Origin of the sequence: Paenisporosarcina sp. HGH0030 (genome assembly GCF_000411295.1) — a bacterium.
Lineage (GTDB): Bacteria > Bacillota > Bacilli > Bacillales_A > Planococcaceae > Paenisporosarcina.
The window spans coordinates 192,963-214,868 of sequence record NZ_KE150422.1 but is presented as its reverse complement, the minus strand read 5'-3'; the positions used below and the strand labels follow the sequence as shown (position 1 = coordinate 214,868).

Genomic DNA, 21,906 nt, shown 5'->3' with positions numbered 1-21,906 from the left:
AGAGAAATGCCAAAGACCATGAATGACCTGTCTGAGGTTGAAAGCAAACAAAACTATGAAAAGGAGTGCTGAAGATGAACATTCAGCTACAGAAACAAATTTTAATCAAGGAATCTCTAGAAGGTGGCTAGTGTAAGCCCAACCTGAAAAAGAAAGAAGGAAAATCTTATGTTCTCCGTATTATTTAAACTTAAATGGTTTTTCGCAGAAAACTGGAAGCGATACACAATTGCCATTTCATTATTGATGGTCACGAATGTAATCGAAGTTGTTCCACCATGGCTTCTAGGCGAATCTATTGATGCCATTTATCAACAAACATTAACATCACAGTTATTGATGACTTTCTTACTCGCTTTACTTGGTGTAACGGTTCTCAATTACTTAAGTAACTTTGTGTGGCAATACCAACTATTTGGCGGAGCCTATGTTATTGAAAAACAATTACGTAGCCGCTTGATGAAACAATTTTTACGCATGACGCCTTCGTTTTATGAGAAGAACCGAACAGGGGATTTGATGGCGAGAGCGACAAATGATTTAAAGGCAGTCTCCACAACAGCAGGATTCGGTATTTTAACATTGATTGACTCATCCCTTTATATGCTTACGATTTTAGTAACGATGGGAATGCTCGTTAGTTGGAAACTGACATTAGTAGCGCTTCTTCCACTGCCTATCTTGGCGATCATTATGCAAATTCTCGGCAAGCGCATCCACGAGAAATATATGAAGGCGCAAGATGCCTTTGGCGATATGAATGATGGCGTACTGGAAGCAGTAGCGGGGGTTCGAGTGATTCGGGCATACGTGCAAGAACGTGCATCAGAAAAACAATTCGCTGATATGACGCAAGATGTGTATGCGAAAAACATGGAAGTTGAAAAAATCGATGCATTGTTCAATCCCATCACGAAAGTATTGACCGGAGTCAGTTACATGATCGGGATAGGGTACGGTGCGTACCTCGTTTCACAACAGCAAATGACACTGGGGGACTTAGTATCATTCAACGTGTATTTAGGGATGATTATTTGGCCAATGTTTGCAATCGGGGAATTGATCAATGTCATGCAGCGAGGGAACGCTTCTCTTGATCGCGTTCAAGAAACGCTCGATTATGAAGAAGATGTCAAAGACGCGTCCCATCCAGTAACAGTCAATCAACCTGGACGCATCGGTTTCAACCAAGTGAAATTCCAATATCCACAGTCTTCGTCGGTAAATTTAAGCGACATCAACTTGCAATTGGAGCAAGGTCAAACGCTTGGAATTGTCGGGAAAACGGGAAGCGGAAAAACGACGTTGATCAAGCAGTTACTTCGTGAATATCCAACTGGAGAAGGAACGATTTCATTAGCCGACATTCCAATTGAAGATCAAACAAAAGACCAGGTTCGGAATTGGATTGGCTATGTTCCTCAAGATCATGTGTTATTCTCACGGACTGTCAGAGAAAATATTCTGTTCGGTCATCCGGAAGGGACGGAAGAGGATATTGAAACTGCAATTCGTTTATCTCATTTCCAAAAAGACCTGCAATTGCTACCACAAGGGTTGGAAACACTTGTTGGTGAAAAAGGGGTCGCGTTATCTGGCGGTCAAAAACAACGTATTTCAATCGCCCGAGCACTCATTAAAAATCCTGAAATCTTATTATTGGATGATTCCTTGTCCGCTGTTGATGCGAAAACAGAAGCGCGAATTATTGAAAATATCCAACAAGAACGACAGGGAAAAACAACGATTATTACCACCCATCGTCTATCAGCTATCCAACATGCAGATTGGATTATTGTATTGGACGACGGTGTAATGATTGAAGAAGGTACACATGAAGATTTGCTGGAGAATGAGGGCTGGTATAAAGAACAGTTCGACCGACAGCAAATTGAGGAGGTGTCATCATGAGTACAGGAAAAAGATTATGGCTGTACGCCCTTCATTATAAAAAATTATTAATCATGGGAATTGCCATGCTGACGGTTGCAGTTGCAGCCGACTTGGCCGGTCCCTTGATTGCCAAAAAAATCATTGACGAACATATTGCAGATACGACTGCAGGTTCAATAGATTTTGAACCGATTGTGATGCTGCTGGCTGTGTTCTTTGCCTTAACGGTCGTGGCAGCAATTTTTCGTTACGGTGAATATTTATTGCTACAAAAAGCTGCGAACCGTGTTATTCAAAAAATGCGAAATGATGTGTATCAACACATCCAAACATTGCCGATCCGCTACTTTGATAACCTGCCTGCCGGTAAAGTAGTTGCTCGTATCACAAACGATACCGAAGCAATACGAGAATTATATGTAACAGTTCTTTCTCAATTTGCTTCAAGCGCTATGTACATTACAGGTATTTATGTGGCGCTGTTCTTCTTGGATTGGAAAATGGCTTCTATCGCATTATTTGTTTTACCTATTTTGTTTGTATGGATGGTCTTGTACCGAAAATATGCATCGAAATATAACCACATCGTCCGTGCAAAAGTAAGTGATATGAACGCGATGATTAATGAATCCATTCAAGGTATGACGATTATTCAAGCATTCCGTCGTGAAGAACAAATGCAAGAAGAGTTCGAAGTGATGAATCGCGAACATTACAAATATCAAAATAAACTGTTGTACTTGGATGCGGGAACTTCACATAACCTGGTTGGTGCAATCCGCTCTATTACATTTGTATTATTCATTTGGTATTTCGGCGGAGCATCTTTGAATGCAACCACTGCGATTTCAGTTGGTGTGTTATATGCTTTTGTTGATTACATTACGCGACTGTTTAACCCAGTGACGGGTGTTGTGAATCAGTTAGCTAAATTAGAGCAAGCACTTGTAGCTGCTGAACGTGTTTTCCGATTACTGGATCGCTCTGGTGAAGATGTCAGCGACGAAAAAATCGCCCGTTATCGAGGCAATGTTCGATTCGACGACGTCTGGTTTGCTTATAAAGATGAAGAGTATGTACTGAAAAACATTTCATTTGAAGCTAAGCAAGGGGAGACGGTGGCGTTAGTTGGTCATACCGGATCCGGGAAAAGCTCTATCATGAACTTATTGTTCCGTTTCTATGATGTATCCAAAGGTGCTATAACCATCGATGGAACAAACATTCAAGACTTGTCCCGACAAACGGTGAGAGATCATATGGGAATTGTCTTGCAAGATCCTTACTTATTTACAGGCACCATTGAATCCAACGTCAGCCTTGGAGATGCAAGAATATCCCGTGAAAAAGTGATAGCTTCTCTGGATGCAGTTGGAGGAGAACGTGTTCTGAAGCATTTACCAAATGGAATTGATGAGCCTGTAATTGAAAAAGGAAGCACTCTTTCGTCAGGTCAGCGTCAATTAATTTCGTTCGCTCGTGCATTAGCATTTGATCCTGCGATATTAATTTTGGATGAAGCAACTTCCAATATTGATACAGAAACAGAAGAAATTATTCAGCATGCTATGGAAGTGCTGAAAAAAGGACGTACAACTTTCATTATTGCGCATCGACTTTCTACTATTAAGAATGCAGATCGCATTTTAGTATTGGATCGAGGGGCAATTGCTGAACAAGGAACACATGATGAATTAGTTGCACTCGGTGGTCGCTATGAACAAATGTATCGCTTACAATCTGGAGTGGCACTTAACCCGCAAGTGGGTTAAGGGGCACTCCCTTTTTTATGCTTATTACAAAGTTAGAACTTTTCGAGGTAATTTCTTTCTTTCATGATTTGCTGTGTCCAAATCCAAGCGCCAGTCTGCACCGCTTCAGTCTCTCATACGAAAGCAAGCTTTCGAATCTCGTCTAGCAACGGTTTCAGGCTAGTGTTGCGCTTTACGCATTTCTAAGCATTGCATATTCCAAATGAAAGTCTTATATTTAGAGAGGCGAAATAAAGGGGTAGGGGATATATATAAACATGAATACCTGGTTGTCTGAATGGAAGAAAAAAATTACAGGTTTTAATCAAAACATACGGATGTTCATGCTTGCGAATGTCCTGATTCAAATTGGTATGGGCGTGTTTATGGTCATGTACAATTTATATATAAAAGAACTCGGATTATCCGAAGTCGTGAATGGGAAAGTCATTTCATATATGTCTTTAGCAACAGCACTTGTCCTGATTCCTGCTGGATTTTTGAGTGATCGTTTCGGAAGGAAATGGAGCATAGCGGTCGGTACATTACTGACGGCGAGTACATTATTTTATAGAAGTATAGTTGTAACTGAAGAACCTATTGTCATTGCAGCATTCTTTACAGGACTCTTTATGGCTATTGTGCAGGTGTCAGGCGTTCCTTTTCTCGCAGAAAACTCAAAAGCTTCCGAGCGTATGCACTTGTTCAGTATTCACTTTTCGGTTGTCACAGTGGCAAGTGTAATTGGGAGTCTCGGAGGCGGGGTATTGGCTGATGTTCTCGAATTTGGATTTGGAATGACTGCGGTCGACGCCATCCGTTGGTCTCTTCTTGCAGGAGCAGCACTGTTCACATGTGGGATTGTACCTTTATTGAAATTAAAACCTGAAACTGTTTCGGAGGTATCGAAAGTAGAAGCAGTAATAAATCTTCCCGAACAAGACAGCGGATTTAAAATAAATGTACGCATTATTGTGTTATTTGCCTTTGCTCAATTATTAATAGGAATTGGATCGGGTCTAGTCATTCCTTATTTGAATTTGTATTTTGCCAATCGATTTGATGCTTCGTCCGCATTTATCGGATTAGTGCTTTCTCTTGGTTCGGCAATGACAGCTATTGCGATGCTGATTGGTCCGATGCTGGTCAAAAAAGTTGGGAAAGTAAATGCCCTGGTGCTATTTCAGTTAGGGTCGTTGCCGTTTTTGTTTTTAACGGCTTTTACAACTTCCGTATGGCTTGCATCTGCTGGTTTTTTAATGAGGCAGGCGTTAATGAATGCAGGTAATCCGATTCAAAGCGCGATTGCAATGGAAGTCGTCCATGATAAATATAAAGGATTAGCAAACTCCGTTAATCAAATGGTATTCAATATAGGGTGGGCAGTGATGGGTCCTGTTTCTGCTTTATTAGTGACGACATATGGCTCCTATTGGGGTTACGCCTATGCCTTTTCAATCACGGGTGTTTTATACATTCTTTCTTCCAGTTACTTTTATGTTATATTTGGAAGAAAAAAACAGGTGTTGTAAGGGTTTTTTTCACTTAAATCCGCTATGATGAGTTGGACGGACTTGCATTATGATAAAGATATGACGAATCGTTTAAAACGTCTGGAAGGATAAGTGCGAGGCTTCATCAGAATGATGGTAGGGTAAAGATTGCCGTGATGTTGTAACTCTACTTTCTGCTGTACGTTCTGCTTCAGATCGCACACTTGGATTGATTATCGCCAAAAATTTAGAAAACTGTATTATTGAAGCTAATGAAAGAGGCTCTTCTACAGAAACTGCCATTCAGGAAGCTGTCAGTATGTTGGTGAAAAGTAGATAAATGAGAAATAGCTGGAGACGCGAGATACAGGCGTTTCCAGCTATTTTTGTGTATGAAATAATCCTTCATTCGTAAACATGAAAGAGCATCAGCTCGTGAATCATTTTTTTTACAATTTCTTCATCTGGAGGTATAGAACCGTTTGTCCATGAAATGGATCCATCCGGTAAGTATTCACCAGAATAACGACTTTGCTTATAGAAAAATGAAAATGTCCAGCCAGGTAGTTGTTTGTTTTCAAACATGGGTTTGAAGCTAAAATGTTGCAGCATGATTGGGCTCCTTTCATAGGTAGAGACACACCTGCATACGCTAGAAAAAAGGCGTAAAGGAGTGGCCTAATGTTTAATGAACAATTAAAACAAGCCATATTAGACGAGTATCGAGATTTTTATTTTTATAAATCCATGTTGAAGCTGACTGATGATCCATACTGGCAATCGTTTATCAGGCATGCGATGGAGGACGAAAAAAGTCATTATGAAATGTTCCAACAACTCCATTATATGCTCACCGGCGAATTTGTACAAAATCCCCCTAAACCAAAACCACCAACTAACTTAAAGCAAGCAGCAAAAGAGTCGCTTGAAAAAGAGCTGGAAGCGACCGATTTTTATAAAGAAATGCTGCTTACCGTTCCCTTACCCGAAGCCTACAATCCCTTTTTCATTGCCATGCATGACGAAATGGAACACGCGATCAGATTTTCTACGATGTACAATGCACTTTAAATGAGAGGTTCACATTTTTATCAATCTGCCTTTGTCTGTTATAATGAAAGGCAGATTGACAGAAAAAGGTGAACAATTTGGACTTTATATGGACATTACTTTTCATGGCATTTATTGGTGCCTTAATCGGTGGGTATACGAATCACCTTGCGATTAAAATGCTGTTTCGGCCTCATGAAGCGAAATATATCGGCAAATGGCGTGTGCCATTTACGCCTGGACTAATTCCAAGGCGAAGAGATGAGTTGGCGAAACAACTTGGCCGAACGGTTGTAGAGCATTTATTGACACCAGAAACATTTAAACGACGTTTCTTCTCTGATGATATGCGAAGAAAAGCGGAGTTATGGATTCAAGGTCAACTAACGAAACATCTTTTTGAATCAGATATGACCTTACAGCAATGGCTTTCAAAAGCTGGCATCGAAAACGTTCCTGCACTTGTAGAAAATAAAATGGATTCCGTTATCGATGGACAATTCGAATCACTTGAATCCAAATTTGCATCAAAAACAGTGAAGGAGCTTGCACCCGAACAGTGGCAGAAACAAGCCGATGAACGCATTCCTGAAATTGTTTCGTATATGATTGCAAAAGGGGAAACCTACTTTGCTTCTGAAGAAGGACGGAAAACGGTTAAACGACTGATAGACGATTTCCTTTCGTCAAAGGGTACTTTTGGCAATATGATTCAAATGTTTATGGGAGAATCTTCTTCTATCGTGGATCGAGTGCAACCGGAAATTCAAAAATTCCTACGCGCACCTGGAACATTTGAACTTCTTACCAATGTTATTCACGGAGAATTGGACAAATTAAAAGATCGTCCCTTGCATGAATTGATTGGTGGGTTTGATTTACAGCCGGTAATAACGGTTGTAAAATCGTATGTCAAACAAGAGGTGGCACTTGAAAAACGTCTGGATGCTACGTTACAATCGTACTGGCCAGAGGGTGCTGATTGGACAGCCAATAACTTGACGCCCAAAATGACTGAATTTATTTTTACCCAAGGCGAAATAAAACTGGAAGAAACGATTCAACGATTAAAGCTTGAAGAGATGGTAGAAGAGCAAGTTGATTCTTTCCCTGTTGAACGTCTTGAAGATCTAGTATTGGGTATCTCTAAAAAAGAATTTAAAATGATTACGGTACTTGGGGCATTACTTGGTGGGCTTATTGGTTTAATCCAAGGTGGTATCATGTACTTAATCAATACTATGTAGGAGTGATCACATGTCAGTTAATATTTATGATGATATCAATCGATTAGAAACCACATTCAGAAAAACGTCAGAGTATGCTTCTGTACAAAAAGCAGTAGCAGCAGTAAAGGCGGATGAACAAGCATTGGCGTTGTTTAAGAGCTTCCGTGACTTGCAAATGACACTGCAACAAAAACAAATGCAAGGTGAAGAAATCTCGGGAGAAGAACTTGAGTACGCTCAGAAAACGGCACAGCTTGCTCAATCGAATCCTAAAATTGAACAGATGCTTCAAGCTGAAATGGCGCTTAGTGGGTTAATGGAAGATGTTAACCGTGTATTAATGAAGCCTGTACAGGCATTATATGAAGGAATTTAAACCGGCGATTGCCGGTTTTTTTTATGGAGAAAGTAAATTAACTGAAAGAGGGTAATAAATGAAATAGAGGAAAACTGAAAGGTCCCAAAAAGCATTGCATGAGTTAGAAGGTATGCTATAATCTAAGAATCCTTTAAATTGTGTTACTTTACTTGAATGAAGACCACTGCTCACAACATGAGCAGTGGTTTTTTTGACATATATGAAAGAATAAATTATTCAAGGTTTTTCTAGTGTTAAAGTTTTACTATATTCAGCTCCAAGTGCCAGCCTGCCTGCATCTAAGCTTCAATCCCTCATGAGAAAGCGGGGGGTTCGATTCGGTGCTTCCAGCGCCGGAATCAGACTAGAGTGGAACTTTGCGTTTTTCTTATTTGCTTTTTATTTTGGACAAATAAAAAACAGACTCTACAATGTAGAGTCTGTTGAAAGGTTAAATTATGCTTTTTGAACGTTTGAAGCTTGAGCTCCACGAGCGCCTTGCTCAACGTCGAAAGTAACTTTTTGACCTTCGTCTAAAGATTTGAAGCCTTCACTTTGGATTGCTGAGAAATGTACGAATACATCGTCCCCATTTTCACGCTCGATAAAACCAAAACCTTTTTCTGCATTAAACCATTTTACTGTACCTTGTTCCATTTTTGTTGCCTCCTAGTGTGAAATTCACACAATGTAATACTATCCCTGCCCAAAGTGATCATTAAGACGATAAGTCTGAAACGTATACAAATCTTTTACACCGACAAAAATAATTCTTCTTTATCATAGCACCATTCTCTCGGATTAGCAACTGATTTGATTAACTGAAAAAAACATAGTCTAAATGAATAGTTTATTCCATGTTCATTTATCAGTAGAAAGCTGATACAGTGCAGTTTCTGAATTGTATAGACTTAATCATTTCTTAATCGTTAACTTCTTATTAAGCTGATGCCAAAAAGGATTCCTGTAATGATGAAAATAATAACTCCGAAAAAAATGAACCCATAAAGCAAAGAACTCATTCCACTGAATACATCTCCAACAAATGTCTTTGAATATTTCAAAATTTTATCCATTTCCTCGTTCCTTCCTACGATGATTTTCATAAGAAAAGCAAAATGATTTTCTTAAAGTATTTTGTTCGGTTTATTATTTTAAATTATACAGGAAAAAAATGTAAATAAATAGAGTGCTATCAAAATAGTTACATAAATAAAAAGATGCTAACCGAGGTCAAAATTCCCATTGAAAGGTCAAAGACAATCGTGTTAAGATATCAATACAAGCTGCATTGTTCGTAACGATATTAAGTTTTAACCTTTAAGCTGTTGTAGGGAGTTTTTATAGAAACAGGAATGACATGCCACATTCACTTAGGTCAATGAGGACAGGCAGGATGGTTTCCGCGAACACCCACTTTGAGGAGTGGTGGTCTAAAACTTTCTTATTTTATTTACGGCAAAGGCGGCTTTTTTAATAAGTCTTTAATAGCAAGGTTTTATATGCACTCTTACCAGAAATGGTGAGGGTGCTTTTTTGTGGTCAATTTCTCTGTGGGTGTTAATTTGGTGCAAACTTGCAACAGTTTGAAGCGTCATTTTTCTTTATATATCAGAGGTTTATTACAATTAATAATCAAAATTGGCATTAGAATAGACTACGTATTTTCCATCTTCTTAAAAACTTGTAAACGAACAAACACCCATTGTCAGTTTTATTTGATAAATACAAACATTTGTTCTATAATTAGGAATATATGTTCCGATAGTGAGGTAACTCAAGAAACCCTGGTTAACAGTAGTCGTATAGGTAGTCATGTTTAGATGGAGGATACTGATAATAGTGAATAATAAATCTTATAATATTTGGACATCATCGAAGGCAATTCATAATGATCTCCTTATTGCAAAGGAGCTTCTATATAATAAGTGTGGATTTGACTGCACTCTCCCAAGAGCTGAATCTGAAAGTGCCGATTATGGCGCTTATACTTTTGAGATTAGCGGGTTATCTATTAAATATCGAGTAGCTAAGATAACTCCAACCAAGATAGGACAGTTTGTTACTTTATGGAAGAGGGAAGGTAAGGGTCCTATTCAACCATTCCACAACTCGGATAATATAGATTTATTTATTGTAAGCACTCGAAAAGACAATTATTTCGGCCAGTTTATTTTTCCGAAATCTGTATTACTGGAAAAAGGAATAATATCAGACTGTAACAATGAAGGTAAACGAGCCATTAGAGTTTATCCACCCTGGGATAATACAACAAGTAGACAAGCGCTTAAAACTCAAAAATGGCAATTAGAATATTTCATGGAAATTATTGAAGATCAATCAATTGACTTAACTCGCGCAAAAAAACTGTTCCAGAGATAAAATGATTTTCATTCCAAAGATATAGTCAATATTTAATGAACCGCCTTATATAAATATAGCCCAGTTCCTACTCTAGGAACTGGGCTATATTTATTGAAGACTCTGTTAATTATATTGTAAAAAAATCGCTATGCCTATTGCATTAAATAAACAATATAAAAAAGGATAATACCGATATCTGCGAGTGTGTGGCTAATCACTGAAGCGGTGATGGATGAAAAAATCTTTCTAAAATAGCCCCAAAGCAAACCTGCAAGTAGGACTGGTATGGTTGCGATAACACTCAAAGGCATATCAACGAGCGGAATCAGAACCAACAAATGATAGAGGGCATAAAAAAATGAAGTAATGATGACACTTCGCATGGTTCCTAATTTATCAAGATATCGCTTGTACATAAATTCACGCCAATACCATTCTTCCAAAAATGGATTGATGCAAATCAATATGAAAATATAGAGCCACACAATCGGACCACTAAATTCCCACTGGACGAGTATATCCGAGACATGATCAATTTCAAATAAGTGACCCATTGCTAATGACAATGAGCCGAAGATTGCAATGGCGCACAAAACTCCGCTAATAAGACCAGTCATAATGGATTTCAATGTTTTTTCAGTTTTGATGGATTGATAAAATGAAGATTTAAGTGCTGGGTTCCTAAAATAAGAAACAAAAGGAATTAAAAAAAGCCAGCTATAAAATAAACTGAATGTGATGGGAATCGATTCAAATATATTGATTCCTAAAAAAATCATAATTGTAGGACCGAAAAGGTAGATTACATTTTTCATGTTGCCTCCTGATTGATGGAATGACAAAATCATCTCGACTTTAGTATTGAAATTAAACCATTGGAATATTCGCTTGCCAATTAAGTATAGCAGCAAATGGAATTTTGACCCATATGTCTTATGGATTTCAACATACAATAAAGATTTTTAGTAATAATTAGAGGATTTATTCTTAGTTTCTCGAATAATAATATTATGAATGACTATTCACTCGGAGAGAGGTGTCTGCTTTGACATATGAAACAGTAAGTGTAGAAAAAAATGGACGCTTGGCGACGTTGACTTTGAACCGTCCTCAAAGCATGAATGCAATGAACGCTTTAATGATGAGAGAAATTGCCGAAGCACTGGAATGGTTGCACGAAGAGAAAGATGTGCAGGTGTTATTAATCAAAGGAGAAGGACGTGCTTTTTCGGCAGGTGGTGATATTAAAGCAATGTTGGATCCGGAAAGTCCAATGGATATTGACTCAGTCATGGGCGATATATCCCGTCTAGCGAAGGCACTTTATACTCTTCCTATGGTTACGATTGCTTCTGTTCATGGAGCAGCAGCAGGACTGGGGCTTAGTTTAGTGCTTGGGTGTGATGTTGTCATTGCAGAGGAAAACAGTAAACTTGCTATGAACTTTATTGGCATTGGCTTGATTCCAGACGGAGCAGGACATTTCTTCTTAAAAGAAAGAGTGGGTATTCCAAAAGCTAAGCAACTGATTTGGTCAGGTAAAGTGTTGAATGGACACGAAGCCTTGTCCCTTGGCTTAATTGATGAAGTAACGGCTGAAGGAAAGGCTTATGATTATGCGGAACTTTCGGCAGCAAAATTCTTGTCTGCCCCTTTGAAAGCAATGATTGCATCTAAACAAATATTACATACGCAACATGTACATGAATTGGAGCGTGTTCTGGCACTTGAAAGTACATCTCAATCAGCAATGCGTCGGACGAAGGATCATTTGGAGGGAATACAAGCCTTTGTGGAAAAACGAAAACCAATTTTTAAAGGTATATAAAAAAATCTGCTTGTAGCGAGATTCGCTTCAAGCAGATTTTTTTATACGTGAAATAAAATTAATTTCCCGGAATTATTGACCAAGCGATGCGTCCGGTCGGTAAAGTCTTTTTCATCGATTAAATCTTGTCCTTTTGCTTTTGCTTCCTCATCAGAGGCAAACTCCCAAGTCTCTTCGACGATTAATTTCCCTGTTTTTTCAAACGCTGTGAATTTATAAGATTTCAAAAATATCAAACCCCTTTGAAATGAATATAAGTTCATTATACAAGTTTTTAAAAAGAAAAAATAGTTTGTGAATTACACTTGACATATTTTGGATAAGTAAAGTAAGCTTTACGTAAAGTTAACTTTACGTAAAGGAGGGATGATGGTTGAAGAATTTCGTGAAAGAGAAGCGTATGGAATTAAATATGACGCAAGATGATCTTTCCGAAAAGTTAGATGTATCAAGACAAACCATAATTTCGTTAGAAAAAGGAAGATACAACCCGTCCATCAATTTGGCATTTAAATTGGCACGATTATTTAGTTGCACGATTGAAGACTTATTCGTTTATGAGGAGGATGAAAAAGGTGTTTGACAATGTTGATAATTTAGCTGGATTGTCTGGATTCTTTTTCGGTTTTTTGACAGTTGCCATCGTACTTTACTTCAATCATAAAATTGGCAAAAAGAAACGAAGATTTGATGAACGTTACCATCAAATGCATACCCGTGCACGGTCGATTGCCTGGAGCATATCAACCTTCTGTATCGTAGGTGCCTGGATGGCCTCAATAATTGTGGAAGGAGCAGGTTTTTCATTTTTTATCTTAACGTTTGTATATGTTGCGCATATGATTGCGTATTTGATTAGTAGTATAGTTGTCGAGAAAAAATTCTAAGGGGTGTTCACATGACATTACAGATAGAACATGTAACGAAGAAATTTGGGGATTTCACTGCAGTCAAAGATTTATCCATGTCTGTTAAACAAGGGAGCATGTTTGGTTTTCTAGGTGCGAATGGCGCTGGCAAAACGACTACTTTCCGCATGATTCTTGGATTATTGGATCCAACAGAAGGGGCCATTACTTGGAATGGCCAACCAATCAGTTATGAAAACAGTACACATATCGGGTATTTGCCAGAAGAACGTGGACTCTATCCAAAAATGAAAGTGGAAGATCAGCTGGTTTATTTAGGTCAGCTCCGCGGCATGAAAAAGAACGATGCCAAAATTGCAGCACATCAATGGCTTGAGCGATTTGAAGTGCCACACTATGCAAATAAAAAAGTGGAAGAACTCTCGAAAGGAAATCAACAAAAAATACAAGTGATTGCCTCTGTAATCCACAAGCCTTCGTTAATCATTTTAGATGAGCCATTCAGTGGGCTGGATCCGGTCAATGTAGAAATTTTGAAAAAAGCGATATTGGACATCCAAAAAGAAGGCGCAACAATTGTCTTTTCCAGTCATCGTATGGACCATGTAGAAGAACTGTGTGAACAGCTTTGCATCATGCATCACGGGGAAGCAATTGTCAGAGGGTCTCTACGTGAAGTGAAAAGAGGATTTGGACGTCAAAACGTTCGATTGAAAGCGGATTTCGATCTTTCCTTTTTAAGTGACATGGAAGGTGTGAATTCATTCAAGCCTTCCATCGAAGGTGGACTATTTCAAATTTCGGAAGAACATACTGCACATGAATTATTGCGAATGGCCTTAACGAAAGGTGATATTCGATATTTTGCAATTGAAGAGCCATCCCTTCAGGACATCTTTATTGAAAAGGTGGGAAAAGAACATGCGTAATTTCTGGACAATATTTAAACAATCATTTTGGACGAAAGCTAAAACGAAATCTTTTGTGATTACGACACTCATTGTGATTGCCGGGATTTTCCTGATGGCCAACATTGCGACCATAATTACCAAAATTCAAGATGCAGGTGTATTTGATGGGGGAGCGGAGAAAGATACAATTTACGTTGTTGAAGAAGATGGAAAATTGCTCAATCAACTTCAGCAGCAATTAAAGGCTTCGGAGAGTGATATCACATTAAAAGCTACCAGCAAATCTGTGGAGGACCTGGAGCAGCAAATTACAGATGAAAAGATTGCTAGTTTCTTAGTGTTGAAGTTAGATGAAACAGATACTATCCAAGCGACTTATATATCTAAAAATGCTACTGATTTTGAGCAACCGATGCAGGTTCGTGAAGCACTTCAAACCGTGCAGACAAATATTAAAGCAACTTCTTTGGAACTGTCACCAGAAGAAGTCGGACAATTATTTTCACCAATTCAATTCGAACAGGATGCGGTAAGTGCCTCATCTAAATCAGAAGAAGAATTGAGTCAGGCGCGCGGATTGGTATATGTATTGATTTTTGTCATTTATTTTGCCGTGTTCTACTATTCAAATATGATTGCAATGGAAGTTGCAACTGAAAAATCTTCAAGGGTTATGGAAATCATTATTTCGAGTGTTTCTCCCGTTAAACACATGTTTGCGAAAATTGCAGGTGTGGGCACGTTAGGCTTGTTGCAGATTGCGATATTCGGAGTGGCTGGTTTTACCGCCTTGAAAACAAGTTCGTCTGATTTGACGTCCGGTGTATTTTCCTTTTTTGGTTTTTCAAATGTCAGCATCAGTACGATGATTTTCGCTGTTATATTCTTCCTTCTCGGCTATTTCCTGTACGCAACTCTTGCAGCGTTGCTTGGCTCACTCGTGAGTCGAACTGAAGATGTGCAACAGCTATTGTTGCCTATGACTTTTTTAATAATTATTGCGTCATTCATTGCTTTTTCGGGTCTTGGAAATCCGGAGGCATCATATGTTCAGTTTGCATCATACTTCCCATTCTTTACACCGCTGGTTATGTTCCTTCGTGTTGGGATGCTTGATTTGCCTATTTGGGAACCACTATTGGGTATTGGAATACTATTAGTCACTATTTTCATTTTGGGCTGGTTCGGCTCACGGGTATATCGTGGGGGTGTATTGATGTACGGTGCCTCACAATCGTTGAAAGATATTAAGAAGGCATTGGATTTAGGAAGAAAATAAATAGAATCACAAGTAAAAGTGGGGCATAACATGTCCCGCTTTTTTCTTTTGTAAAAGATATTTCTTTGTTCACCAGAACTGGAATCTGCCTTTCTGGCAAGTAGCAATTTTTACGTGTGAATGATAAAATAAGAACAAATATTCGTTTTTTTGAAGGAGGGACATTATGACATCCATTCGCTTTTTCCACGTGGCTGATTTACACCTTGATAGTCCATTTAAAGGTGTTACATCGATGCCAGAACATCAGTTTAAGACTCTCCGTGACAGTACGTTTAAAGCTTTTCAAACACTGATTGAAACGGCCGTTCAAGAAAAACCGGATTTCATTTTAGTTGTCGGGGACATCTATGATGGAGAAGATCGTAGTTTACGTGCACAACATAAGTTTCAGGAAGGGATGGAAGTGCTCAACCGTCATCAAATTCCTGTATTTCTTTGCTACGGAAATCATGATCATCTTGGAGGCAAATGGACACGCTTTCGACTTCCGGAAAATGTCCATGTATTTCGGGATCAAGTAGAAAAAGTGAATGTTAAAATTCGACATCATGATGTATACATAAGTGGTTTCAGTTATCCGGAACGCCATGTGAAAGAGTCAATGACGACAATGTACGAAGAAGCATTCCAGACGGATGCATTTTACATTGGCATGCTCCATGGCAGTTTGGCAGGGGATACGACACACGCCGTTTATGCACCATTTACTAAAGAAGAACTTATCAATAAAAATTATGACTACTGGGCGCTTGGTCATATACACAAGAGACAAGTTCTCCATTCGGAGCCACCCATTGTATATCCAGGAAACATCCAGAGCCGTCACCGGAACGAAAAAGGTCCAAAAGGATTTTATGATGTCTTCCTTGAAAAAGGCAACGCGCAATTTAATTTCATACCGACTTCGTCAATTATCTACGACCAAATAAATTGTTCGTGTAAGGGAATTGTTCATGCTAATGAATGGTTTGAAACAATCGATTCGGCAATTGAAAATTTCCGCAATGTTCATGGTGCTGGCGTTCTTGAGATTAATCTAACGGATGTTGATGCCAATACGTTAACAATGCTAGAAGGTACTCCACTTGAAGAGTGGCTGTCAATGGTACGGGAGACACAAGAGATGAAAGAGCCTAATATTTGGGTACATGCTATTACATTTGATGCTATAGATGCATTTGAAATGGAATCAAGCGGAATGACTGAACAGGTGATTTCCGTCATGGACACGTGGGATACACAACAATGGAAAGAAATTATTAGTGATGTCTATCAACACCCAAGGTTGAGTCGATATATTGAAAGACTGAATGACAATGACTATGAGACGATTCACTCAGAGGCTCGAACTTTTATCCAAAAAGAACTTGTAGGAAAGGAGTGAAGACCTTACATGCGTATTCAGAAACTGGTGATTTATGGATTCGGACAACATGAAAATGTAACGATCAATCTGAAAGATGGAATCAATGTATTCTTCGGAAACAATGAAGCGGGAAAAACGACCATTCAACAATTCATTTTGGCGGTGATGTTCGGGTTCCCGCTCCGCAATCAATCCAATATGAGATATGAACCAAAAGGTGGCGGTCGACACGGTGGACAAGTTCATATCAATCATTCTGAGTTCGGTCACGTGGTGATTGAACGAGTCAAAGGTAAATCTGCCGGAGATGTAACAGTCTTTTTCGAAGATGGTACGCGAGGCGATGAAGAAACGTTAAAAAAAGTACTTTATCGATATGATCGAAACTCCTTTGAATCGATTTTTTCTTTTTCTATTCATCAATTGCAAAACTTTGACAAGATGACCGAAGTAGAGCTAAGTCGTACTCTTCTTTCCTCAGGAACAACGGGCGTAGACACGCTGACGAAGCTGGAGCAACGGGCGACAAAAGAAATGAGTGGCTTATTTAAAAAATCTGGCAGAAATCCAGAAATGAATATGAAAATAGAAGAAATCCGCATGTTGGACCAGAAGCTCAAAGAAGCACGAGCGGAAATCGATCAATACGAACCAGCCATTTTACGCATTGCTGAAATTGATGGAGAACTTGAAAACTTGAATCATGTTGAGCTGCATGTCAAACAACAAAATGAGCAATTTGCTAAACTCCTTCAAGCTAAACCATTACTGGAAAAACAGAAACAACTTCAATCAGAACTTGCTATCAACCAACAAGCAAATTTTCCTATAGAAGGAATTCGACGGTACGAGAAAGCTAAAGATCGCATGCACGAAGCCAAAATTCAAGTGGAACAGCTACAATTTGCTATTCAACAACAACTAGAGCAATTGAATGAATTATGGTCGTATGAACAAACACGGGAAAAAGAAGAGTTATTGGCTAAGGAGTCTGAATGGCATCATTGGCTACTTAGAAAGCAACAGCTAACGAGTGACCTTGAACAAGCGAAAGCCGACATACAACAGCAAGCGCGAATGTTGGGGGTCAAAGACAAGTCCCATTTTTCTCAAGTGATAGCTATGGATGTATCCCTTCAAAAAGAAGAGCACTTTCAACAAGTAATGCATCGATTGCAACAAGCCGAAGAGGCTATTCGATTTGAACGACAAAGCTGGGAACGAACAAAAATCGAAAGAGAAGAAATTGAAAGTAGAATGCAACAGCTTCGTGCGTCTGCACCTACTGAAATGGAGCAACAACAAAGCGGAAATGTGCAAAAACTGATAAGACAAGTGGCCGAGTTGAAAGCCCGCCAGCAACTGGAGACAGAGCCGGCAGCAGTGACGACAAACATTCCCCAAATTATCACCATCATGATTTGTATAGCCTCCATTCTAGGGGCTATTCTTTCAGGAAACTGGACGATCGCGATTGGTGGAATTGTGTTAGCCGGACTTATTTTTGTGTTATTGAAAAAGATGAACCAAGGTACATCTGACAGGAAACCCGATGATTATTCATCGCAAATTGCAGCACTAGAACAGGAATTGTCCAGTACGGAGCATTTGGCCAATCGGGTAAGATTGTATAATGAACGAATTGATCAGCTCAAAGAAAAACTTCAAGATCAACATCGGTTGACGGTGAAGGTAGAGCAAAGTATCGGTATTCAAGAGGCAAAATGTGAGGAAGCGAAAGAGACATTATCGGATTTTCTTCAGCTTCATGGATTTACAGAGCTATTGCATCCGAAATTGTTCCCAGAACTGTTTAAACGCATTCGTCATATTCAGGAACAGCAACAATCAATTTCACAAAAATTGACGGATGTTCAATCTCTTGAAGAAAAAATTCAAAAACGACTTAAAAAAATGTCCGAAGCAACGGGAGAGGCACTTTCAAAAGAGCATGCTTATCATCGGTTGCGTGAGATCTGCAACACTGCAAAAACAAATCGAAAAGAGCATGAAATGTATCAAGTAAAAATGAAAGAATGGGAAGCTCAGCTATCAGAAAAAGAGAAGTTGTTTGATGCCTTGTCTGAAGACATACAAAAGTTGTGGAGTGAAGCGCAAGTCGATTCTGAACGTGGATTTTATGAAGCCGACGTAGCATACCGTCTGAAACAAACCCTTCAACAGGAATACCAGTCGATTCAAGCGCAACTCAAATCAATTGGTGAAATCGCAATGTCTACTGTAAATCATGAGGAACAAGAAGCCCAGTTGACTCAATTAAAGGAACAAGCAAATAATCTTACCAAATCCCGCCAAGACTTATTGGAGGAAAAAGCATTACTGAGACAGCTAACTAGCTCAATGCTTAGTGATGAAAATTATGGGTATATGCTACAACAATTTGAACAAAAGAAAACTGAACTCGCAGAACTTGCACATAAATGGTCCATCAACAAAGTTGTATCGGAAGCCATCAGGCAAACGATGCACAATTTAAAAGAAAATAGACTCCCATTTGTTCTTGAAAAAGCACAGCAGTTCTTTACGCACTTAACAAATGGACGATATGAGTCACTTGAAGTTAATGATGAGGGAATTTTCGAAGCGGTCCATTCACAAGGCATGCGTTATCGAATTGCGGAATTGAGTCAAGCTACGAAAGAACAAGCGTATATTGCCATGCGATTCGCTTTGGCGGAATCATTGGTTGGATCCGTGCCTTTCCCATTCGTAATGGATGATCCATTTGTCCATTTCGATCGTTTCCGTGTGAAACAAATGGTACAATTAATGTCAGATTTAGAAAACCATCATCAATTCTTGTATTTCACTTGTCATGAAGAGATGACGGCAATATGGACTGATGCACACATCATAGATGTTGCATTGTTGCAAAAGGAAAGGAGTGTATCGCCGGTATGAAAGGTAAAGGTATTTCAAACTTAGCAGTGGGCGAAACTGTCGATCATAATCTATTAATCAAGCAATCTATAAAGGCATTCACAACGACCGGAAACCCTTTTATGACCCTTATTCTTCAGGACAAAAGTGGAGATATCGAAGCGAAGCTCTGGGATACAAATGAAGAGCATGAAGCGTTGTATCATGCGGAAGCAATTGTTCGTGTAGGTGGAGAGATACAACATTACCGTGGGAAAAACCAATTGCGAATCAAAAGCATTCGAGTTGTAAAAGATGATGAAGGAATTTCATTAAGTGACCTTGTGCCATCTGCTGAAAAAGCGAAAGAAGTATTGTTTGAGGAGTTAATGCAATTCTTCTTTGAAATGAAGAATCCACAGATTCAGCGAATAACTCGTCACTTGTTGAAAAAACATCAAGCGGCCATCATGACTTATCCTGCCGCAACGAAAAATCATCACGATTATGTCTCTGGTTTAATTGACCACGTCGTATCGATGTTAAAGCTTGGTAAATCATTATGTGATTTGTATCCTTCATTGAATAAAGATTTACTCTATGCAGGCATTATTTTGCATGATGTAGGAAAAGTTACCGAGTTATCAGGGCCAATCGCAACTTCTTATACCATCGAAGGGAATTTGTTAGGCCATATTACAATCATGGTCAATGAGATTTCAAAAGCGGCAGAGGAGTTACAAATTGAAGGGGAAGAAGTCATGCTTCTCCAGCACATGGTTTTGTCGCATCACGGGAAAGAAGAGTGGGGCAGTCCTAAAAAACCAATGCTGCGTGAGGCAGAAATTCTTCACTATATTGATAATATCGATGCGAAGATGAATATGCTGGATCGAGCATTAAAGAAAACGAACCCTGGAGAGTTTTCCGAGCGTCTATTCCCACTCGACAATCGTTCATTCTATAAACCTACGTTTGAATAAGAAAACGTGTATTAGGTAGTTAGTTATGCAAAGATTAACAATGATAAATAACAAGGCTCAGTTAATAGAAACGGTCGTTTATCGTACATTTGCGCTAGCCGCATGTTCCGCATGAGCCAATAAGTATGAAAACCACATACTTGTGGGTCTCATTCTTCGAAATTGCTGCTCCTGCGGTTACTCGTCGCAAAGAATAAGGCTGCTCCTGCGGTTACTCGTAGCCAAGATTATGTCAAACTACCTTTGACCATAATCTTGGCTAGCAAGACCCCACAGTGTGGACAATGGAACGAAGGCTAACGCCTTTGTGACCAACATCCTGTTGGCCCGAGGAGGCTTGCTAGTTCGTTCGCGGAAAGGGCACAGATTCCTTCTTTATTAAAAAACAACCGTGAAAGTTAACATAGCACATAACAAAAAGGCGCTTCCTCAAATGGGAAGCGCCTTTCCTGTACACATTATTATTCAGCAGCTTCAGGTTCTGCTGGCTCTGGATTTAACATTTGATCGATTGCACCTTTTAAGTCTTCATCGTTAATCTTGATATCTGCTTCTTTCATTAACTTCGATACTTTAGGTAGCAAAGTGCTTTGATCAGCTTTTTGCAATTTTAAGGTTTTAGTTATTTCTGCTTTTTCATCTTCAAATGAACCAACTTTAGCTTCACGCTTGTCCGTTACTTGGATAATATGATAGCCAAATTTAGTTTTTACTGGCTCACTGATTTTGTTAACTTCCAATGCCAATGCTGCATCAGAGAATTCTTTTACCATTTTATCTGGAGTAAACCAGCCAAGTTCGCCACCTGATTGCTGTGCTGCTTGCTCAGTTGAATATTCTTTTGCTACAGTAGCGAAATCAGCGCCACCATCAAGCTTCGCTTTAACTTCCTTCGCAGTTGCTTCGTCTGCTACTAATACATGACGTGCATTTAATTCTGTTTTCATGTTTTCGTATTGAGCTTTTACTTCTTTGTCGGTAACTTTAACGTCTTCAGTTAAAGCTTTTTCTTGCAATAAGTTCAAACGAATGTATTTTTTATAGCTCTCTTCTGTTTGACCTTGTTGTGCAAGATATTGATCAAAGCTTTCGCCCATTTCTTTTTTCTCTTTGTCAAATTGAGCTTTTACTTCTTTGTCTGAAACTTCATATTCTGAAGCTAATACTTTTTCAATGATTAAAACTTGAAGTGCTTGTTTACCAACGGATTCTTTCATTTCTTCATAAAGTTCGTTTTTCGTAATATCTCCAGCTTTAGACGTGACGATTGGTTTGTCGTCTGACGCTGAGTCGCCATTACAAGCTGATAAAGCTAATACAGATGCTGCTAATGTCAATGTTAATACGGTTTTTTTCATGGGAAATCTCTCCTAACTATCTTCTTATTGCCGTTGTTACTATACCATAGACGACGGAAAAACAAAAATGGTTCCCTCATATGCCTACGCTTGTTGAACACAAGAGCATACGATAACAAAGAGGAAGGGGGTGTGCGAAGTGAGTGGTGGGTTCCAGCATCAATCCAGCTTTGCTTTAATCGTTGTATTATTTATTCTTTTGATCATCGTAGGTGCAGCATTTTTGTGCTAATTTAAAAATCAGTAACGGCTGAGATAGACCGACATTGGCGTTGCATAAACTATCGGAAA

At 39.0% G+C, this 21,906-nt stretch carries 21 protein-coding genes, 1 other RNA gene and 1 pseudogene; 18 read left to right on the top strand and 5 right to left on the bottom strand.

Translation table 11 applies throughout. The features are described from left to right. Positions 1-168: 168 nt before the first annotated feature. From HMPREF1210_RS13135 to HMPREF1210_RS17810, 4 genes and pseudogenes are all read left to right on the top strand, one after another. Entirely contained in the window at positions 169-1,911 is a 1,743-nt protein-coding gene (locus HMPREF1210_RS13135; RefSeq protein ID WP_016429188.1) for an ABC transporter ATP-binding protein, read from the top strand. Next, entirely contained in the window at positions 1,908-3,665 is a 1,758-nt protein-coding gene (locus HMPREF1210_RS13130) for an ABC transporter ATP-binding protein (protein ID WP_016429187.1), read from the top strand. The genes HMPREF1210_RS13135 and HMPREF1210_RS13130 overlap by 4 nt, the downstream gene beginning before the upstream one ends. 257 nt (positions 3,666-3,922) lie before the next feature. Continuing rightward, the gene (locus HMPREF1210_RS13125) at positions 3,923-5,176 is read left to right on the top strand and encodes an MFS transporter (RefSeq protein ID WP_016429186.1); all 1,254 of its coding nucleotides are present in this window, start codon (positions 3,923-3,925) and stop codon (positions 5,174-5,176) included. A 93-nt stretch (positions 5,177-5,269) separates the two neighbouring features. Then, positions 5,270-5,477, top strand: a pseudogene (locus HMPREF1210_RS17810) (metal-sensing transcriptional repressor). Between the two features lie 65 nt (positions 5,478-5,542). Here the strand turns inward: HMPREF1210_RS17810 and HMPREF1210_RS13120 are convergent. Continuing rightward, positions 5,543-5,749, bottom strand: a complete 207-nt coding sequence (locus HMPREF1210_RS13120; protein ID WP_016429185.1) for a YheE family protein — start codon at positions 5,747-5,749, stop codon at positions 5,543-5,545. A 69-nt stretch (positions 5,750-5,818) separates the two neighbouring features. On the opposite strand from HMPREF1210_RS13120, the gene HMPREF1210_RS13115 reads away from it, so the two are divergent. The 3 genes from HMPREF1210_RS13115 (at position 5,819) to HMPREF1210_RS13105 (ending at position 7,792) form a co-directional block, all read left to right on the top strand. Next, positions 5,819-6,208, top strand: a complete 390-nt coding sequence (locus tag HMPREF1210_RS13115; RefSeq protein WP_016429184.1) for a ferritin family protein — start codon at positions 5,819-5,821, stop codon at positions 6,206-6,208. Positions 6,209-6,285: 77 nt separating this feature from the next. Further along, on the top strand, positions 6,286-7,434 hold the full coding sequence (locus HMPREF1210_RS13110) for a DUF445 domain-containing protein (protein WP_016429183.1): 1,149 nt from the start codon (positions 6,286-6,288) through the stop codon (positions 7,432-7,434). A gap of 10 nt (positions 7,435-7,444) precedes the next feature. Next, on the top strand, positions 7,445-7,792 hold the full coding sequence (locus HMPREF1210_RS13105; protein WP_016429182.1) for a YlbF family regulator: 348 nt from the start codon (positions 7,445-7,447) through the stop codon (positions 7,790-7,792). A gap of 438 nt (positions 7,793-8,230) precedes the next feature. Here the strand turns inward: HMPREF1210_RS13105 and cspC are convergent, their stop codons facing one another. Further along, positions 8,231-8,431 carry a cold shock protein CspC gene (gene cspC / locus HMPREF1210_RS13100; protein WP_016429181.1) on the bottom strand — a complete coding sequence of 67 codons (201 nt, stop codon included), beginning with the start codon at positions 8,429-8,431 and terminating at the stop codon, positions 8,231-8,233. Between the two features lie 623 nt (positions 8,432-9,054). Between cspC and ssrS the strand changes: the two genes are divergently transcribed. Both ssrS and HMPREF1210_RS13095 read left to right on the top strand, forming a co-directional pair. Beyond that, positions 9,055-9,249: non-coding RNA, 6S RNA (gene ssrS / locus HMPREF1210_RS17805), on the top strand. Positions 9,250-9,616: 367 nt separating this feature from the next. Next, positions 9,617-10,156 (top strand): MepB family protein, encoded by a 540-nt coding sequence (locus HMPREF1210_RS13095; protein WP_016429179.1) that lies wholly within the window; start codon positions 9,617-9,619, stop codon positions 10,154-10,156. A 134-nt stretch (positions 10,157-10,290) separates the two neighbouring features. Here HMPREF1210_RS13095 and HMPREF1210_RS13090 read toward each other — a convergent pair whose 3' ends face one another. After that, positions 10,291-10,953 carry a CPBP family intramembrane glutamic endopeptidase gene (locus tag HMPREF1210_RS13090; RefSeq protein WP_016429178.1) on the bottom strand — a complete coding sequence of 221 codons (663 nt, stop codon included), beginning with the start codon at positions 10,951-10,953 and terminating at the stop codon, positions 10,291-10,293. Between the two features lie 230 nt (positions 10,954-11,183). Here HMPREF1210_RS13090 and HMPREF1210_RS13085 point away from each other — a divergent pair, with 230 nt between their 5' ends. Next, positions 11,184-11,966 carry an enoyl-CoA hydratase gene (locus tag HMPREF1210_RS13085; protein WP_016429177.1) on the top strand — a complete coding sequence of 261 codons (783 nt, stop codon included), beginning with the start codon at positions 11,184-11,186 and terminating at the stop codon, positions 11,964-11,966. A 41-nt stretch (positions 11,967-12,007) separates the two neighbouring features. On the opposite strand, the gene HMPREF1210_RS13080 is transcribed toward HMPREF1210_RS13085, so the two are convergent. Then, positions 12,008-12,193, bottom strand: a complete 186-nt coding sequence (locus tag HMPREF1210_RS13080) for a YhzD family protein (protein ID WP_016429176.1) — start codon at positions 12,191-12,193, stop codon at positions 12,008-12,010. Between the two features lie 146 nt (positions 12,194-12,339). On the opposite strand from HMPREF1210_RS13080, the gene HMPREF1210_RS13075 reads away from it, so the two are divergent. The 7 genes from HMPREF1210_RS13075 to yhaM all read left to right on the top strand — a co-directional run bounded on the left by HMPREF1210_RS13075 (position 12,340) and on the right by yhaM (position 20,257). Beyond that, positions 12,340-12,549, top strand: a complete 210-nt coding sequence (locus HMPREF1210_RS13075; protein ID WP_016429175.1) for a helix-turn-helix transcriptional regulator — start codon at positions 12,340-12,342, stop codon at positions 12,547-12,549. Next, positions 12,542-12,853: a DUF3796 domain-containing protein gene (locus tag HMPREF1210_RS13070; RefSeq protein ID WP_016429174.1), complete on the top strand. Its 312-nt coding sequence runs from the start codon at positions 12,542-12,544 to the stop codon at positions 12,851-12,853. The genes HMPREF1210_RS13075 and HMPREF1210_RS13070 overlap by 8 nt, the downstream gene beginning before the upstream one ends. Positions 12,854-12,864: 11 nt before the next feature. Next, a complete protein-coding gene (locus HMPREF1210_RS13065) occupies positions 12,865-13,764 on the top strand; it encodes an ABC transporter ATP-binding protein (protein ID WP_016429173.1) in 900 nt (299 codons plus the stop codon). Next, positions 13,757-15,025: an ABC transporter permease gene (locus HMPREF1210_RS13060; RefSeq protein WP_016429172.1), complete on the top strand. Its 1,269-nt coding sequence runs from the start codon at positions 13,757-13,759 to the stop codon at positions 15,023-15,025. The genes HMPREF1210_RS13065 and HMPREF1210_RS13060 overlap by 8 nt, the downstream gene beginning before the upstream one ends. A 166-nt stretch (positions 15,026-15,191) precedes the next feature. After that, positions 15,192-16,412 (top strand): DNA repair exonuclease, encoded by a 1,221-nt coding sequence (locus HMPREF1210_RS13055; protein ID WP_016429171.1) that lies wholly within the window; start codon positions 15,192-15,194, stop codon positions 16,410-16,412. 9 nt (positions 16,413-16,421) lie between these two features. After that, on the top strand, positions 16,422-19,316 hold the full coding sequence (locus HMPREF1210_RS13050; protein ID WP_016429170.1) for an AAA family ATPase: 2,895 nt from the start codon (positions 16,422-16,424) through the stop codon (positions 19,314-19,316). Further along, a complete protein-coding gene (gene yhaM, locus HMPREF1210_RS13045; protein ID WP_016429169.1) occupies positions 19,313-20,257 on the top strand; it encodes a 3'-5' exoribonuclease YhaM in 945 nt (314 codons plus the stop codon). The genes HMPREF1210_RS13050 and yhaM overlap by 4 nt, the downstream gene beginning before the upstream one ends. A 461-nt stretch (positions 20,258-20,718) precedes the next feature. On the opposite strand, the gene HMPREF1210_RS13040 is transcribed toward yhaM, so the two are convergent. After that, entirely contained in the window at positions 20,719-21,615 is an 897-nt protein-coding gene (locus tag HMPREF1210_RS13040; RefSeq protein ID WP_016429168.1) for a peptidylprolyl isomerase, read from the bottom strand. 130 nt (positions 21,616-21,745) lie between these two features. Between HMPREF1210_RS13040 and HMPREF1210_RS17800 the strand changes: the two genes are divergently transcribed. Further along, the gene (locus HMPREF1210_RS17800; RefSeq protein WP_231391157.1) at positions 21,746-21,847 is read left to right on the top strand and encodes a YjcZ family sporulation protein; all 102 of its coding nucleotides are present in this window, start codon (positions 21,746-21,748) and stop codon (positions 21,845-21,847) included. The last annotated feature ends 59 nt before the right edge of the window (positions 21,848-21,906 follow it).